The 15,633-nt window shown below is 54.9% G+C and carries 15 protein-coding genes; 3 read left to right on the top strand and 12 right to left on the bottom strand.

What is annotated here, in order from left to right; genetic code table 11:
- Positions 1 to 235: 235 nt before the first annotated feature.
- From RDV48_08375 to RDV48_08400, 6 genes are all read right to left on the bottom strand, one after another.
- On the bottom strand, positions 236 to 877 hold the full coding sequence (locus tag RDV48_08375; GenBank protein MDQ7822792.1) for a DUF4143 domain-containing protein: 642 nt from the start codon (positions 875 to 877) through the stop codon (positions 236 to 238).
- Positions 878 to 901: 24 nt separating this feature from the next.
- A complete protein-coding gene (locus RDV48_08380) occupies positions 902 to 1,411 on the bottom strand; it encodes an AAA family ATPase (GenBank protein MDQ7822793.1) in 510 nt (169 codons plus the stop codon).
- A 677-nt stretch (positions 1,412 to 2,088) separates the two neighbouring features.
- On the bottom strand, positions 2,089 to 2,970 hold the full coding sequence (locus RDV48_08385) for an Rpn family recombination-promoting nuclease/putative transposase (protein ID MDQ7822794.1): 882 nt from the start codon (positions 2,968 to 2,970) through the stop codon (positions 2,089 to 2,091).
- Between the two features lie 639 nt (positions 2,971 to 3,609).
- Positions 3,610 to 4,008 (bottom strand): HEPN domain-containing protein, encoded by a 399-nt coding sequence (locus RDV48_08390; GenBank protein MDQ7822795.1) that lies wholly within the window; start codon positions 4,006 to 4,008, stop codon positions 3,610 to 3,612.
- Positions 4,005 to 4,340: a nucleotidyltransferase domain-containing protein gene (locus tag RDV48_08395; GenBank protein MDQ7822796.1), complete on the bottom strand. Its 336-nt coding sequence runs from the start codon at positions 4,338 to 4,340 to the stop codon at positions 4,005 to 4,007. The genes RDV48_08390 and RDV48_08395 overlap by 4 nt, the downstream gene beginning before the upstream one ends.
- Before the next feature lie 240 nt (positions 4,341 to 4,580).
- Entirely contained in the window at positions 4,581 to 4,841 is a 261-nt protein-coding gene (locus RDV48_08400; GenBank protein ID MDQ7822797.1) for a hypothetical protein, read from the bottom strand.
- Between the two features lie 382 nt (positions 4,842 to 5,223).
- Between RDV48_08400 and RDV48_08405 the strand changes: the two genes are divergently transcribed.
- The gene (locus RDV48_08405; GenBank protein MDQ7822798.1) at positions 5,224 to 5,685 is read left to right on the top strand and encodes a hypothetical protein; all 462 of its coding nucleotides are present in this window, start codon (positions 5,224 to 5,226) and stop codon (positions 5,683 to 5,685) included.
- A gap of 88 nt (positions 5,686 to 5,773) precedes the next feature.
- Here the strand turns inward: RDV48_08405 and RDV48_08410 are convergent, their stop codons facing one another.
- A complete protein-coding gene (locus RDV48_08410; GenBank protein ID MDQ7822799.1) occupies positions 5,774 to 6,757 on the bottom strand; it encodes a hypothetical protein in 984 nt (327 codons plus the stop codon).
- A gap of 315 nt (positions 6,758 to 7,072) precedes the next feature.
- Here RDV48_08410 and RDV48_08415 point away from each other — a divergent pair, with 315 nt between their 5' ends.
- A complete protein-coding gene (locus RDV48_08415) occupies positions 7,073 to 7,285 on the top strand; it encodes a hypothetical protein (GenBank protein MDQ7822800.1) in 213 nt (70 codons plus the stop codon).
- Positions 7,286 to 7,330: 45 nt separating this feature from the next.
- Here RDV48_08415 and RDV48_08420 read toward each other — a convergent pair whose 3' ends face one another.
- Entirely contained in the window at positions 7,331 to 7,591 is a 261-nt protein-coding gene (locus tag RDV48_08420) for a hypothetical protein (GenBank protein ID MDQ7822801.1), read from the bottom strand.
- A 550-nt stretch (positions 7,592 to 8,141) separates the two neighbouring features.
- Between RDV48_08420 and RDV48_08425 the strand changes: the two genes are divergently transcribed.
- On the top strand, positions 8,142 to 10,601 hold the full coding sequence (locus RDV48_08425) for a hypothetical protein (GenBank protein MDQ7822802.1): 2,460 nt from the start codon (positions 8,142 to 8,144) through the stop codon (positions 10,599 to 10,601).
- Positions 10,602 to 10,824: 223 nt separating this feature from the next.
- Here RDV48_08425 and asnB read toward each other — a convergent pair whose 3' ends face one another.
- The 4 genes from asnB to RDV48_08445 are packed head-to-tail and all read right to left on the bottom strand — an operon-like array spanning position 10,825 to position 15,589.
- Entirely contained in the window at positions 10,825 to 12,693 is a 1,869-nt protein-coding gene (gene asnB / locus RDV48_08430; protein ID MDQ7822803.1) for an asparagine synthase (glutamine-hydrolyzing), read from the bottom strand.
- A 32-nt stretch (positions 12,694 to 12,725) separates the two neighbouring features.
- Entirely contained in the window at positions 12,726 to 13,724 is a 999-nt protein-coding gene (locus tag RDV48_08435) for a radical SAM protein (GenBank protein ID MDQ7822804.1), read from the bottom strand.
- 13 nt (positions 13,725 to 13,737) lie between these two features.
- On the bottom strand, positions 13,738 to 14,703 hold the full coding sequence (locus RDV48_08440; protein MDQ7822805.1) for a radical SAM protein: 966 nt from the start codon (positions 14,701 to 14,703) through the stop codon (positions 13,738 to 13,740).
- A complete protein-coding gene (locus tag RDV48_08445) occupies positions 14,696 to 15,589 on the bottom strand; it encodes a methionyl-tRNA formyltransferase (GenBank protein ID MDQ7822806.1) in 894 nt (297 codons plus the stop codon). Before RDV48_08445 ends, RDV48_08440 begins: the two co-directional genes overlap by 8 nt.
- Positions 15,590 to 15,633 lie beyond the last annotated feature (44 nt).

Below are 15,633 nucleotides of genomic sequence, written 5' to 3' on the forward strand. Positions count from 1 at the left end.
TTTCATGACCTCTCGCTGAGCATTCTCAAAATATGCCGTGCCAGGGAAGAGCACATAATCCACAATCGATATCGATATGGTCTTCTTCAGTTGAGTGAAATGAGCGCTTTGGCCGGGCTGGCTCCCATGAGGCCTCATATGCATAGATTATAACAATTATGGCAGAAGCGCCAGATCCCTATTCAGTGGGGCTGAGAAACAGCGCGTCATCAGGGCCTGTCACGGCTGCCAATCCTTATATAAGCGCTCCCAGGAACCTGCCCAGGCTCATTATCCTTACCGGCCCTTCCATCACATCAATATTTTGCTCATCGACAACCTGGTAAAGGTAAGGGATCGCCAGTCTCGTGCCAAAATAAAGAAGGTGGCGCGAGGCTTTCTCTTTTGTGCTCTTTACCTCTACAGCGATCCATGGCGTGCCATCAAAGGCGACAAGAAAATCCACTTCCCTTCCGTCGGCATCCCGTAGATGGTGGAGCGTCACCTTATAGCCTTCACTGTCTTGAAGGTAATGGCAAAACTTGAGCAGATGCGATGCCACCAGATTTTCAACGCGTGCAGGCTCCCCCGGGACTTCAGACCAGTCCCACAGGTAGAGCTTCGCCTCTTTTTTCAAGGACCGTGCAGTGCTGCGGGCAAAGGGGTAAATACGGTACATATGATAGAGATGCTCAAGCACCTCGAGCCATTGTGCCGCTGTCTTGTGTGCCACCTGGAGATCTTCGCGGAGCGAGTTGACTGAGAGAAGAGAGCCTACCCTGGCAGGGAGCATATCTACAAGAAGCTGCAAAGAAGAGAGATTACGCACATCCTGGAGATCACGCACCTCTTCCCTTACCAGTCTCTCTAACCTGCCGAGCTGCCACCTCCTGAGCACCCGCAGGCTGCCCTTCAGCAGTGGCTAGGGGAAGCCGCCGAAACGCTTGATATTTTCGAGAGTCTTTAGAGAATCTGGTTCTTCACCATTGAAGTCAAGAGTCTTGCCGGGGGTGACTGCAGGCTTCTTTTCAAGAAGCTCAGAGTATGAAAAAGGATGGAGGCGGTACAGGTGATATCTTCCCATGAGAGAATCGCCGCCCCTGCGGTAAAGGTCAAGCATTGCGCTTCCTGTCACAATGACGCGAAAACGCTCCCGGTAGCTGTCGTAAACACCCTTGACGAAATTCTTCCATCCCCTGTATTTATGGATCTCGTCAAATATAAGAAGAGCCGCATCTGAATGAAAACGAAGGGCCATGAGGTCATTGCGGTCATCCCTGTTGTCCCAGCTCAGATACTGATAGCGCCCGGAAAGCTGCTGTGCCGCAGAGAGCGCAAGAGTCGTCTTCCCCACCTGACGAGGCCCTGCGATAAACACCATCTTCTCTGAAGTATCTTCAATAATATTTTCAACAAGATACCTCTTCCTCATGGGATTTATTATACTATAATTTTTTATCTTAGTCAAAATTTATTGTATTATTTTTGGACTTTGGTAGAAAATTATCGTGAATTTCATTCACGGTCCTCTTGCGTATCACGAAAGATTTCAGGGAAGAAAAACTTCAGAAAATCCTTGAAGTAATTCTGCAGAATGAGCTTCCAGCCTTCATCACCTCTCGAGCGCCCCATGGTGCCACCTCCTTATTATAACACTGCGTTTACCGCGGGACAAGCCTGTATGTCCTTTTTTAAGTATAGGGCAATGGTTTTGCCTGGAGATGGCTGAAAGGTAAAAAATGATGGGGAAATTGTAAAATTTTTGTGAGTTGAATGCGGTTCATATTGAAGTGAACACGCTGCTTGTCAGGCGCATTAGAGGATAGTATCCTATAATACTCGCTGAAATTTAGAGGTGGAAATGCCATTCTCGCAAAGGAGCAACCCTATCCCACTGCTATAAAGCCTGGGGAGCCTGCCGGCCTGTGGATAACCCTCTTGTGGCCCGGTCAGATCAGGAGGTTATCGACAGGCCTTGGACAGGCCTCGCCGTTGAGGAGTGGTTCAGGGCCTGCCCACAGGCTCCCCAGGCCCAACGGCAATGCCTTTATGAAAACAAGATTTTATACGATTCCGGCGAAGAAGAGAGGGGATCACTAGTGCCTGGCTTCATTCAATATCGTCGATACCTATCCCTGTGACCTCCGCAATAAGAGCCGGGTCAACGCCATGGGCCTTCAGCTTTTTTGCGTGCTCAAGAGCTGCTTCTTGCCTGCCCTCCTGCCTGCCCTCCTGCCGGCCCTCCTGTCTGCCCTCCTGCCTGCCTTCCTGCCTGCTGTCTTCACGGGCAAGCGCAAGCTTTGTGGCCTCAATCAGCTCCGCTTTCTCACGAAAATGCAGCATATTCAGCACCTTGCGGTCCGCAAGCGACTTCCTGTATTCATTCACTGCCATCTCTATCCCCTCCTCCGCCTTCAGCCCTGCCGGGATCTCTACTTCAATATTAGCATATTTCACGCTGAATTTCAAAAGGTGGAGCCAGCGATCAAGAGAGCTGGAAAGACTTTCCGCTTCCTCACCGTGAAACTTCGGAAGCTCCAGAAAGTGAAGCTCCTTCAAGTCGTTGAGAAAATAGTCATCGTCCCACTCTCGGTTGCTGAACCTGCTGTGGGCTCTTGTATAGCCGGGAAAGAGCACATAAACCACAATCGATATCGATATGGTCTTCTTCAGTTGAGTGAAATCCACGCCCCGGCCGAGCTGGCTCCCATGAAGCCTCGCATGATAGAACGACACTCTTGGAATGAACATTTCATCATCATCAACCTGCATCTCAATGTTATAGAGCCGGCCCCTGCTGTCTTTCGCAGCGATATCGAGGATTCCCAGCCTGTCTTTGAGCTTTTCTCCGTAACGGAAAGGATTCAGGACCTCCGCCCTTCTGATGCGGTCCTCATCGGAAAAGCCCAGCACACTGTTCAGAAAAGCCATCAGTATGAAAGTATTGGTGTCTCTTCCAAATACGGATTTGAACAGGATGTCATTGGTCAAGGGTATGGGCTCCACCGGTCACCTCTCTGGCATAATTCTTCAGGACTATCATAGCAGTCCGATGTTGCCCTCATGTGAATATCTATGGCATGATCCTGTGACAATTGTAAACAATTGCTGCAGATGCTCTAGAGCCGTTCTCAGGGGAATGCTGAGAAACAATGCAGCATATCTGCAGAATGCCGACTTGCGGTTTGATGAGCCTGGGGATCCTGCCGGATCCCCAGGCCCAACGGCAATGCTCTTTACAAAACAGAATTTTCACGCTGTTCCGGCGAGGGGGAGAGAGCTTTATGGGAAGGGACCCGCAGAAAGTGAGAGATCCACCCTTAAGCTTTCGAGGTGGCCGTCATGGGGAGGTCTGCTACAAAAGCAGCCATGGCAAATTCAAAAACTCGGAATGGCGTGGTGATGAGGCTTCCGGCGCCGCCATCCAGGAATGTGCGATTGAACTCTGTCTCAAGCGGCTCAGGCAAGGCCAGGAGCCAGTCTATGAAAATTTGGAGTCGGTGATCCTTTTTCCTATGCCGACACGCCTCGCAAGATCATAAAGTTCCCCATCAACAAACTCATAATGGTTCTCTTGCGTATCACGAAAGATTTCAGGGAAGAAAAACTAGTGAGCACGAATCATTATGCTCAGAGAGAGCTCTGGAGATAGTTTCTTGCTGACTCCACAAAACGTGACGCTGCTTCAAGAATCTCATGCGCTTTTTGAGAGGTTATTTCTTCAGTAATCTTATAATCTGAGACTTGCCTCAAACGGAAGGCCTCATGGAAATCCCGCGAGAGTTCCTTCGGCAATATATTCTTTGTGATAAAACCGGTATCAAAAATGCTGATAATCCCTGTATGCTTTGACGGAATATTGCCACTTTCCTGTAATAGTGCCAATGCTGCATAAAACATGGCGTAATATGCCCTGTTGATAATGCCTTGAGGAGTTCTCTCGCCTTTTTGAAGGTAAAAACCGTCTTCCAGTGCTTCTTGAGCCTGCTTCAAACGATGCTTTACAATGATGACATCTTCATCCGTCATACCGCAATCCCTTCCGATGCAACGGCACGGAAGAGCAATGTGTTTTGCGTGACGCTGCTGTTCCATTCATTTCGAGTAAACACGATGGGAACAACCACAATTCCCTCTTCATATCCAGCTTCCCAGGCACATTGGCCTACAAAATCTTGCAGCGCAGGAGAATTGTTATCTTCTGCAATTACTACTACATCCATATCAGAGAGCGGGTCACTATCGCCTCTTGCTCTTGAGCCAAAAAGCACCACAGTGTATTCTCCAAGCCCTACTGATAAGAGCTTTTTGAATTTTGTAATTACCTGCAACTGAATATTAGGAGTCTTCGTGTCACTCATTATCTCTCACACTCTTCATCGGCTCTCCAACTTGCCTTGAAGCCAGGATATACCCGCCCTCATTTTCCTGTAAGCATTAAGAACCATCGCAATCCGGTTTTTTACAGGCAAGAGGATTCCCTTTCTATTGTAACATAACATTGTCTGTTTTCAAAATACAGAACCAATGCTCATAAATGGCAGAAAGCTTTCTCAATGATTGATATGGCGATAGAGAGAGGGGACCACTATTGCCGGACTTCATTCAATTTCGTCGATACCTATCCCTGTGACCTCCGCAATAAGAGCCGGGTCAACGCCCCGGGCCTTCAGCTTTTTTGCGTGCTCAAGAGCCGCTTCCTGCCTGCCCTCCTGCCTGCCCTCCTGCCGGCCCTCCTGCCTGCTGTCTTCACGGGCAAGCGCAAGCTTTGTGGCCTCAATCAGCTCCGCTTTCTCACGAAAATGCAGCATATTCAGCACCTTGCGGTCCGCAAGCGACTTCCTGTATTCATTCACTGCCATCTCTATCCCCTCCTCCGCCTTCAGCCCTGCCGGGATCTCTACTTCAATATTAGCATATTTCACGCTGAATTTCAAAAGGTGGAGCCAGCGATCAAGAGAGCTGGAAAGACTTTCCGCTTCTTCAGCCATTCTCAGGGGAATGCTGAGAAACGATGCAGCATATCTGCAGAATGCCGACTTGCGTGCTGATGAGCCTGGGGAGCCTGCCGGCCTGTGGATAACCCTCCTGCGGCCCGGTCAGTTCAGAGGTTATCGACAGGCATTGGACAGGCCTCGCCGTTGAGGAGTGGTCCAGGGCCTGCCCACAGGCTCCCCAGGCCCAACGGCAATGCTCTTTAACAATACGGAATTTTCAGGCTCCTCCGACGATGGGGAAAGAACTGTGTGGGAAGGGACCCGTGTTCAGCAGGTATGGCTCTCCTATGCCCAGGAGGTACCGGTGGCCGTCACGGGGAGATCCGTCAAGAGGGTCCCCGCCTCAGCTTCAAATGCCACGGAACCCAATGGGGATATGGGTTTGGATGCCGCAGTCCAGGTTTTCACACACGAAACATCCATGGAAGGAGGTTCATATTCTCCGTGGGGGGAGACCCCCGCCGTCATCTGGAAGGTCACCGGGGGCCGGGAGCACTACCAGTGCCAGGCTCCTGGCTGCTGCTGCCGGCGCAACCTCCACGAGCACTGCATAGTCTTCCGCTCTCATGGGGGGAGCAACAAGCTTCACAATATGCTCACCCTCTGCATAGCCCATCACCTGAGGTGCGTCCACGAGGGGCACCTCGTCATCAGGGGCAGGGCGCCCCATAAACTCACCTTCATCTTTGCTCCCGGCAGGAGGGCTTAAGACCCGGCCTCGATCACAAGCGCGGGAGCAATCCCATGGGCTCCTGATTTCTCCCTGGATGGATCGGCAGGCGTGAAAAGGCGCAAGGCTACTCTATCTTGAGGCTGTCCAATTCTTTATCGGAAAGGGCCGTGGCTTTTTGGATGGTTTCCCTGTCAAAGCCGAGCTCCTTCAATTTGAGCGCAACTTCGGCTTTCCCCTCGGCTTTCCCCTCAGCTTTCCCCTCAGCTTTCCCTTCTACTCTTCCTTTTTCGATTCCGATACGCTCTGCAGTGGTGATATAGGGCATGTTCATTGCCTCCTCAAAATTTCTTATCCTCTCATGAAATATTTTATCCAGACTTTTAGGAAGAGTGATCAGCCAGTCTATGAAGATATAGAGATTCAGTATATCCTTCTTCTCATACCCCTTATGATACAGGCTTTTCACAAGCCGGATTTTCCAGGCGAGCCTCCGTTTCTCATCGCTCCCAGCCCTCATAATTCGAAGATGGGTTAAAACTACCGTTGCAAAAGGATTCGTGCTTTCCTCCAGCTCTTTTATGCGGCGCCGGTAATCAAGCACCTTGACCGAGGGGAAGCGGAATATAGAGCAACATCCCCAGCGATTACGCTCATAAATCTCCGGCCTCCAGGCAGCGTTTTCATCAGTGAGCACCGCGAGAGTGACCACCTCCCTGTCATAGCGGTCAAAAATCCGGTAGTGGTAAACATAGAGGCGCTTTGCAAAATCAGCCTCCTCGTGGCCCTGAACCTCGATATGGATAAGAAGCCACTGCTCGGTGCCATCCTTAAGAAAGACTTTTATCAGCTTATCGGCGTAGCGGCGTCCCAAGGCCGCACCCCTCGCCACGGCCTGAAATTCTTTGTCAAGAAAAGTGTAGCGGGAGAAATCTATCTCTCCATGGATATGGGGGAAGAAAAACTCCAGGAACCGCGGGAGGTAGTGCTCAAGCAACTGCTTCCAGCCGGTATCCTTTGAAAGGCGCCCTGCCGCTGAGGCTTTCCCCGCATCCTTTTTCCCTTTAACATTATAGCATATAGAGCCGGAAAGATGAAGATCCTTTTTCACGGCGTGAGCCTCCTTCGCCATGTCTGTCAGGATAAGCATACCTCAACGGCATTGCAGGGGTGTTTCCAGCGTGTTGCTTTCCTTCGGGTATCTGTTACTTTATTGTGAACACTGAAGGGATGTGGTGAGAGGGTCCGGGGAACCTGACGGGAAAGCTTTCTAGAAAAAAGGGGAGGTCATGCTATACCGGCGATGGGGAGAGGACCGGCGGCCGAGAGTTTATGGTATAATTATATTATAAAAATCAGGCATGCGCTCTTTTCCATGGCTGAAGAAGGTGCAATAAGGCTTGCCTGGTCATTAAGGAAGTGAGCCATGATGAAGCGTGACTTTAAAAGCGACAGCGAGCTGAAAACTATCGGGATAGAAGTCCTGAATCAAGCTTTGGGGCCCTCTGCAGCCCTCAGATTTCTCACTCTCCTTCAGCGGGAGCCCACTGATTATATTGAAATCTCTCAGCGGCTCTATAAGGCCCACACCCTCGATGAAATCTTCGACTGCGGAAAGAAAGAGTGGCTGGAATCATGAGCAACAGAGCATCGGCCGGCGGTGATCTGCTGCTGCGGCCTGGCTTCATTCAATTTCGTCGATATCTATCCCTGTGACCTCCGCAATAAGAGCCGGGTCAACACCTCGAGCCTTGAGCTTTTTTGCGTGCTCAAGAGCCGCCTCCTGCCTGCCCTCCTGCCTGCCCTCCTGCCTGCCCTCCTGCCTGCTGTCTTCACGGGCAAGCGCTAGCTTTGTGGCCTCAATCAGCTCCGCTTTCTCACGAAAATGCAGCATATTCAGCACCTTGCGGTCCGCAAGCGACTTCCTGTATTCATTCACTGCCATCTCTATCCCCTCCTCCGCCTTCAGCCCTGCCGGGATCTCTACTTCAATATTAGCATATTTCACGCTGAATTTCAAAAGGTGGAGCCAGCGATCAAGAGAGCTGGAAAGACTTTCGGTTGCTGAACCTGCTGTGGGCTCTTGTATAGCCGGGGAAGAGCACATAATCCACAATCGATATCGATATGGTCTTCTTCAGTTGAGTGAAATGAGCGCTTTGGCCGGGCTGGCTCCCATGAAGCCTCGCATGATGGTTTTTATGGGGCCTGAAAATTATTTTATATTCCCTGTCCCTTTCCCCTGCTTCTTCCCATGCCCTGCCGCTGGATGCATTTTTTCTTCGCTGGAGAGACTTTCAGGGGCTTTGAGCAGAAAAAACGCAAAACAGGGCTCTTCGTCCCTCTGCGGGCCATGTGGTGATGGCTTTCAAACCCAATCACTGCAGGCATTTCCGCCGTCATATATTTTGACTTTATCTGTATCCTGGTATATAATAAGATAAGGGATACATGAGTATCCAATTCAACAAAAAAAATATGAAAGGAGAATTATTGTGAATACACCGGCGGGATCTCTTCTCAGGGAGGCCCCACACCGGGAGGCTGCTCAGGCCGCCCAGGCCGCTGAGGCATCTGCCGAGGCGATCCGCGAGTATCCCGGCTACGAGGCCGTCATGGAGGGCGGGCAGGTTTTCAAAGCTGCCCCCGGCCTCCCGCTGGTCACGTACGGCGCCGACGAGGTGCTCTCACGGGCTGACAGCCGGCATATCTTCAGGGATCTCACCGGGGAGGTCCTGGACTGGAACCTCTGGTGCCTCTCTTCCGCCGGGGTCAGGCTCGATCTTCTCATCGGGGAGGCACTTCTTTCTCTACACGGGAAGCTCGAGAAGCTCGGCTATGTGCGTGTCGGCGACTTTGCACGCGAGGAGCTGGGCCTCTCATCCAGGAGCGGTTATGAGCTGATGAGGAATGCGAAGGCCCTTCAGAAGCTCCCCCTCATCAGGGAGGCTCTTGAACAGGGGCTTCTGCGCAAAAGCGCGCTGCGGCATTTTTTCCAGGTCGTCACTCCTGAGACACAGCCTGAGTGGCTCTTAAAAGCCATGCATTCCACCATAAGACAAATTGAAGAGGAGGTGAAGTGTTTTAAAGCCGGTGCCGGGGAGGCCGGCACCTGGGACGTTTCGGGGAAAACCGAGGGCAGTCCCTCGGAGAGCAACGGCGTTGCCGCATTCTTCTCCGGTGATGACGACGAAGAGGAGGAAAAGAGCCTCGCCGTAAGCGCGCGGGCTCCTTTTTCTGTTGCCGCGAAATGGGACCGGGCGCTGGAAGTGTTCCGCAGGATCGAGGAGGCAGAGCTCCCTTCGGATAGTTTCCTCGAGGCCCTTCTTGCGGAGTTCGCCGCTTCGGCGCCGCTCGAAGGTCTCGGGGATCCTGGCACAACGGTGCGGTCTCCGGAGGATTCCGATTCCGGGACAGGGAAACCGGGGGCGCCTGAAGCTGCGGGAGCTGCTCTCTGCCGCCTGCAGGGGAATGGCTCCCAGGGAGCCTGCGCCACCCACGGCGAGGGGGCACACTCTCGGAATAGCCTTGATGCTTCCGACACAAGGGAGAACGGAGCCGATCCCGCCATCGAGGAGAAGACCCTTCTCCTTGGCGCCCTGGCGGGTGCCATCGGCTCCCTCGATGACGAGGCCTCCTTCGGCGAGCGGGACAAGGAGCTTGCCCGCCAGGTCCACAAGGATCTCGAAGAGGTGTCGCACCTCTGGGCATTTCTCCCCTGGAAGCCCGTCACGGTGGATCTTCCTTCTGAATTCCAGGCTCCCGCAGGCTATTGCTCCGATGCCGATACCGCCGTCGGGACCCCGGACGGGACCCAGGTGCATCCTCCCGCCGATCCCTTCGAGACGGTCGCCCGCCTGAGGTCGATGGCTTCCCTGCGCCACTCCCTCTCCTTCTACCAGGGAAGGCTCCTGCGGACTCTCAACAATTTCGGACTCTATAAGGACATGCTCTTCCTCTCCCTGGGCCATTACACCAGGGAGCGCCTCGGGATGTCCCGCAGCACGGCATATTCCTTAATCTCATTAGAAAGGAGCTATTTGGAGTATCCGGATATGCTCGACCTCGTCAAGGTGGGGAAGCTCACGCCCGAGCAGGCGCGGCATCTTGCCAAGGTCTTCAATGAGGGGACCCGCGTCCAGGGGGCGTGGCTCTCCTATGCGCAGGAGGTTCCTGTCGCCACCCTCATGGCTTCGGTCGAGGGATTTCTGCGCTTCGCGAAGAGGGCTGTCCACAAAAAATGGGATATCGCTCCCGAGGCTTTCGAAGTGGCCGTCACGGGAAGGTCCGTCAAGAGGGTCCCCGCCCCTGCTTCGAATGGCACAGAACCCAATGGGGATATGGGTTTGGATGCCGCAGTCCAGATGTTCGCACACGAACTTGGGGTCCTCCCCTCACAGGACGGGACTTTCCCCGTTGCCTGGAAGGTCACCCAGGGCAGGGAGCATTCTGAGCTCCCTGAGATTCTCTCGATCCTCTCGGGAGAGACCCCGAAAGAAGGGACCTTCGGATCAAATCCCTCAGACCGGGGCGCCATCATCCGCTTCTTCATAAAAAAAGATCTTGTCCCCCTCTGGAACCATGCGGTGCGGATCTGGGCCGCCGGCAGGCCAGAAACGGCCGTCGATGCCAGTCAGCAGCTTGCCCTCTTCATCGAGGCCCTTCTTGACACTTTCCTCTCCACCTGGGACCTCCCGGAAAAACGGGACATCCACCACCGCACCCTTGCCCGTGATAATTACCAGTGCCAGGCCCCCGGCTGCCGGTGCCGGCGGAATCTCCATTCCCATCACATCATCTTCCGCTCACACGGGGGAAGTGACAAGCTTCACAACAGAATCACCCTCTGCATGGCCCATCACCTGAGGTGCGTCCACGAGGGCTACCTCGTCATCAGGGGCAGGGCGCCCCATAAACTCACCTTCATCTTCCCTCGAGGCAGGAAAGGTGTGTGAGGCCAGGGGACATTCTCCTCTTCAGCAAACAATTGATTTTGTCTCTATGGGTGTGCCGGAACGCAGGCAAAATCTGTTTGCCGGGAGAATTCCCCTGGCCTCTCTCTACAGCGCCTGCCTGGTGTGATGCAAGTGGCAACAAGATGAACAAGGAGTATCAATGAGGAAAATATTCTTCGATTGCAGCGGACTTTGGTGCTGCCTGCAAATTTCGAACGCAATCTTAATGGGGGCCTTCCATGTACCCTTCATACCAGACCTGGAAGGCCAGCAGGGTCAGCACCTTGTTGGCCAGGTCCCTCTTCCCATGGTAAAACTCTTCAATGAGGCCCTTCACATAAGCGCCGTCAAAGAGGCCGTGGAGGGCGAGGCGCTTCGCGCTCAGGATGTCCTTCACATAGGACTCCATATCCTCGAGGAGCCAGAGGTTGATGGGGAGCACGAAGCCCTCCTTCTTCCTGAAGACGAGATCGGCGGGAAGATATTTCAAAGCGGCCTTCTTCAGGATATATTTCACCTCGCCCGACTTCCTCTTGAGCATCCCGCTGATGCAGAAGGCCAGGGAGATAAACTCATGGTCAAGGTACGCCGTTCTCACCTCAAGCGAGTGGGCCATCGAGAGGCGGTCCACGAAGGCGAGGACCTGGTCCGGGAGAAATGAATAAAACTCAGCCTCAAGGATCCTGTTCAAGGGGTCTTTCGAGCCCAGGGAGGAGAAATAGTTTCTCAGGTGCTCTGAGGTAGGGGCCCCCATAAAACGCCTGTTGACGGCCCCTGAATAAAGGCGCTCCTTCTCTTCATCGGAGAAAACGAGGAGCTTGGCCCTCCAGCGCCATTCCTCGGGCTCGTAGAGGCTCTCCAGGTAAGGCATCTGGTTCTCGAAGGGGGTAAAGTCCCTGAAGCGCTCTTCTCCGGTCTTTCCCCAGAGCCCCAGGTTGTGGAGGGGATAGGCGAGCCTGTGGGAGAGGTAGCTCCCGAAAAGCTCGTCGGCGCCGTCGCCCGAGAGGGCCACCTTCACATGCTTCGCGATCAGGCGCGCCAGGAAATACGTGGAGACCACGCCGGCGAAGGGCTCGTCAAAATGGGAGATGATGCGGGGAAACTCCTCGCAGAAGTCGCTCATGTCGATGCACTCTTCGTGGTGCTCCGTCCCGTACTGCTCCGATATCCTCCTCGCGAAGAGCTGATCCTCGAATTTTCCCGTATTGGCCTTCCCCTCGGGGTACGTAAGGGTGAAGGTCTTTATCCTGCCCGGCGACTCCGTGGCGGCGATGGCCGTGGAAAGCGACGAATCCAGGCCGCCGGAGAGGAAAAACCCTATGGGCACGTCGCTGATCAGCCTCCTTTTCACGGCTTTCTCCAGGACCTTGATAAGCTCGCCCGCCAGGGCCTCTTCAGGCATATCATCGGCCCCGGGGAGGTACTGAAAGTCAATCTCCCAGTACCGCTCAAGCGCTATCCTGTTCTCTTCACCATGGAACACCAGGTAATGGGCCGGCGGGAGCATGAAGATATTCCTGAATATGGTGAGAGGGCAGGGCGTGTGCTTGTAGCCCAGGTAGTGGTGAAGGGCCCTGTATTCCAGCTCCCTCCTGTATTCAGGCACTTCAAGCAGGCACTTGATCTCCGAGGCGAAGTAAAGGGCATTTCCAAGATGCAGGTAGTAGAGGGGCTTTTTCCCCGGCCTGTCCCTCACCAGCATGCCTTTTTTCTCTCTTTCATCCCAGAGGGCGATGGCGAACATGCCCTGGAGGTCATCCACGAACTTCAGGCCCTTCTCCTCGTAGAGGTGCACCAGCACCTCGGTGTCGCTCCTGGTCCTGAATCGGTGGCCCCGGGCGAGGAGCTTTTCCTTGAGCTCAGGAAAATTGTAGATCTCGCCGTTCTGGGCGACAAAAACGGTGCCCTCCTCGTTTCCAAGGGGCTGGCGGCCGCTCTCCAGGTCGATGATGGAAAGGCGCCTCGCGCCCAGCGTCGCGCCGTCGCGGAGCACGTAGTACTCGTCATCGGGGCCGCGGTGGGCGATCCTGCCGAGCATCCGCCTGATGAGGTCCTCGCGGCGGGCGCCGAAGACTCCGCTTATGCCGCACATAGGGCTCGCTCCTTCCTTAGGTATTCACAGGGCTATTCATCGGGGGTAAGGCGCTCACGGCGGCGCTCCTCGGCATGCTCCACTACCTTCCAGTAATTGTGCTTCCATGAGCGGTACTTCCAGTCGGGGCACTCGCGGCAGAGGGCCAGGTGGTGGCCCCGCCTCGAGAGATGCAGGTCACGGTAGTGCTTGAAGCCTTCGCCATGCCAGATCTCCCTGATGGGCTTCTGATGGACGTTCCCCATGTCGGTGACGGCCGCGATATCGAAGCCGCAGACCATCACCTTCCCCCGGGAGTCTATATTGAGGCGCTCGAAAAGGAAGGGGCAGGGGACCCTCTCCTCGGGAGGAAGATAGGGCGTCTCATCGGCCGAGTACGAGGGATCGTTTATCCCCCATGTGAGGTACTTCCGCTTCTGGAAGGTATCGACGAGGGGCTCCCAGAAGGCCGCCACCTTCTCTATGTCGATGCCTTTCTGGTTCACGCCGCTCGCGATTATCTTCGTCGGGCTCTTCATCTCATTGCGGAGCGCCACGAAGCGCTTCACATTCGCGATGAGCCTCTCCCATGAGAGGCCCGGCCTCACGCGGCCGTAATTCTCCTCATCGGCGGCGTCAACGGAGAACTCCACCATGTCCACGCCGGCCGAGAGAATTCTCGCGGTTGACTCCTCGTCAAAGCGGGAGCCGTTGGTGATGATGCCCACCTTCGCCCCGGCCTTCTTCGCGTACTCAAAAAGCTCCACGGCCTGGGGGTGGAGCATGGGCTCGCCGCCCCCCGAGATTCTCACCCAGGCGCCGTAAGAGCCGCACTCATCGGCTATTCTCCTGAAAGTCTCTTCCGCCATGAGGGGGCGGTCCTCGTAGTCATGGCGGATCGCCGAGTTGGTGTAGGGGCAGTTGGGGCACCGGGCATTGCATACATAGACAAAGGAGAGGACGCTCATCATGGGAAAGTCCATGGCCTCGAGCCTTATGCCGTACTCCTCCTGGGTATGCTCTATCTCATTATTCTCTCTCTCCATATCCATGATCGCGCTCCTTTCACTGTGCCGGGGAAAGAGCCGCGCCGGTGCCCTGGCGGTAGTAGTCGGCCCGGGCGGACTGCCAGTCGCGGCAGTTCCGGCAGATGCCGGGAAGCTCGGAAAAAAGCCCGGCTTCATGCTTTTCACGCAGGTCCTTCAGCGTGGTGTTCCATATCTGCTTCATGCTCGAGAGGGTGACGTCGCCGGCGATAAAGGCGGCGTCAAGATCGACGGCGCAGGTCACCACTTTTCCCGCGTCGGTGACGGACATGGTGCGCATTGCCCAGTAGCAGGGCCAGCGCTCCTCGGGGCCCATCACCAGGTTGGAAGCCTCAATCAAGCCGCCCCAGCTCACCTTGGGCCTTATCTTCACCTGGGCTCCCCTTGCAGTCCAGTAGCTTATGAAATCATCTTTTTCATGGCAGTTTGAATCCATCTCCACGAACTGCACAAAGACCCCGGGTTTTTCGCTTGCCCGCTCCCTCTTTGCCTCAATGAGGCGCTCCACGTTTCTCACGGCTCGGTTGAAGTCTCCCCCCACGCGAAGCTTCCCGTAGGTCTCCGCCGTTGCGGCATCGATGCCCACGTAGATGGCGTCAAGCCCTGATTCAATAAGGCGGTAAGGGTCGTCGCCCTCGAGGATGTTCAGGTTGGAGTTCAGGACCACGTCGGTGAGGCCCTTCCGCTTCGCATAGGCGAGCATATCGAATATCGAGGGCTTCCGGCGCCGCAGGATGAGGGCCTCGCCGAAAAAGACCATCCAGACCCTCACCGTGGGGTCCTCCAGGGCGATCTCGTCAATAAGCTTCGTGAAGAGATCCCAGGCCATGACGCCGCGCTTCCTTTTCATGGTGCGGTGGACGCACATGGAGCAGCGGAGGTTGCAGTGGCTTGTCGTGTCAAGGAGCACCACGGAGGGGAACTCCCCTGCGTCGTCAAGCCTCCCCTGGGCCGCCTGCTCTTCAAAGAGCTCTTTCTCAGCCATCTTTTTGTTCCTTTGCCGTCTTCTCTCTTTGATCCAGAGGTTCCCCGGGGGTGAAAAGGATCCTGCCGTCCCTCCCGGGGGCCACGAAGCACTCCCCGCCTTCAGGGAGCACCTCTTCGCCCGACAGGAGGGCCGCCCCTTTCACATGATATTTTTTTCCTTCCAGGACCACGTAAGGGCCGGGATAGGGAGTGGAAGCCCTGATGCGGTTCCGGATGTCCCTGAAAGGCCATTCCAGGCAAAGCTCGCCGTCCTGTTCCGTCCTCTTGGGAAATGACGTGGCCTGCGCCTCGTCCTGGAGCGGAAACTCCTCTCTTTTTCTGGTGAACACCGCCTCGAGGACTCCCTTCACCACTTCCTCAGAGAGGGAGGCAAGCCTTTCCCTGAGGCTTCCTTCAGTATCACCGGGGAGAATGGCCAGGGATCTCTGGAGGATTATTCTCCCGCGGTCCACATGCTCATCTTCAATAAAATGGGCCGTCACCCCTGTGTGCTCCTCGCCGCGAGCCAGGGCCCAGAAGGTTGGCGTGGCGCCGCGGTAGCGGGGAAGAAGCGACGGGTGGATGTTCACCACGCCCCGGGAGGGAATCTGTATCACCTCTCTGGGCACTATCCTGTTATATGATGCCACGATGATGAGGTGGGGCGAAAAGGAAGACGCAAGGCCCAGGCCTTTTTCGCTTCTGAGGTCCACGCCTTCATAGACAGGGATTGCCCGCCGGGAGGCTTCTTCCCGGAGAGGGGGACAGTCATAGTAAGGGAAGGGGCTCTCAGCCCTCCTGCTGGTAAAGAGGGCCGCCACCTCGCATGAAGCGCTTTCGGCCAGGGCTTTAAGGGCGCTGTTGCCGAATCCCGTCATTGCGAAGAGAAGCACTTTTTTTCTCATTGCCGTCCCCGGTGAGTCCCGCCATCAAAAAAGCTTCATCAATT

Source organism: Candidatus Eremiobacterota bacterium, from assembly GCA_031082125.1.
Classification (GTDB): Bacteria; Vulcanimicrobiota; CADAWZ01; order CADAWZ01; family Ess09-12; genus Ess09-12.

Bases quoted from the DNA above. Each gene is read 5' to 3' on its own strand.
- RDV48_08380 (MDQ7822793.1), bottom strand. From the start codon at position 1,411: ATGAGGAAGAGGTATCTTGTTGAAAATATTATTGAAGATACTTCAGAG.
- RDV48_08390 (MDQ7822795.1), bottom strand. From the start codon at position 4,008: ATGACGGATGAAGATGTCATCATTGTAAAGCATCGTTTGAAGCAGGCT.
- RDV48_08395 (MDQ7822796.1), bottom strand. From the start codon at position 4,340: ATGAGTGACACGAAGACTCCTAATATTCAGTTGCAGGTAATTACAAAA.
- RDV48_08400 (MDQ7822797.1), bottom strand. From the start codon at position 4,841: ATGGCAGTGAATGAATACAGGAAGTCGCTTGCGGACCGCAAGGTGCTG.
- RDV48_08415 (MDQ7822800.1), top strand. From the start codon at position 7,073: ATGATGAAGCGTGACTTTAAAAGCGACAGCGAGCTGAAAACTATCGGG.
- RDV48_08420 (MDQ7822801.1), bottom strand. From the start codon at position 7,591: ATGGCAGTGAATGAATACAGGAAGTCGCTTGCGGACCGCAAGGTGCTG.
- asnB (MDQ7822803.1), bottom strand. From the start codon at position 12,693: ATGTGCGGCATAAGCGGAGTCTTCGGCGCCCGCCGCGAGGACCTCATC.
- RDV48_08435 (MDQ7822804.1), bottom strand. From the start codon at position 13,724: ATGGATATGGAGAGAGAGAATAATGAGATAGAGCATACCCAGGAGGAG.
- RDV48_08440 (MDQ7822805.1), bottom strand. From the start codon at position 14,703: ATGGCTGAGAAAGAGCTCTTTGAAGAGCAGGCGGCCCAGGGGAGGCTT.
- RDV48_08445 (MDQ7822806.1), bottom strand. From the start codon at position 15,589: ATGAGAAAAAAAGTGCTTCTCTTCGCAATGACGGGATTCGGCAACAGC.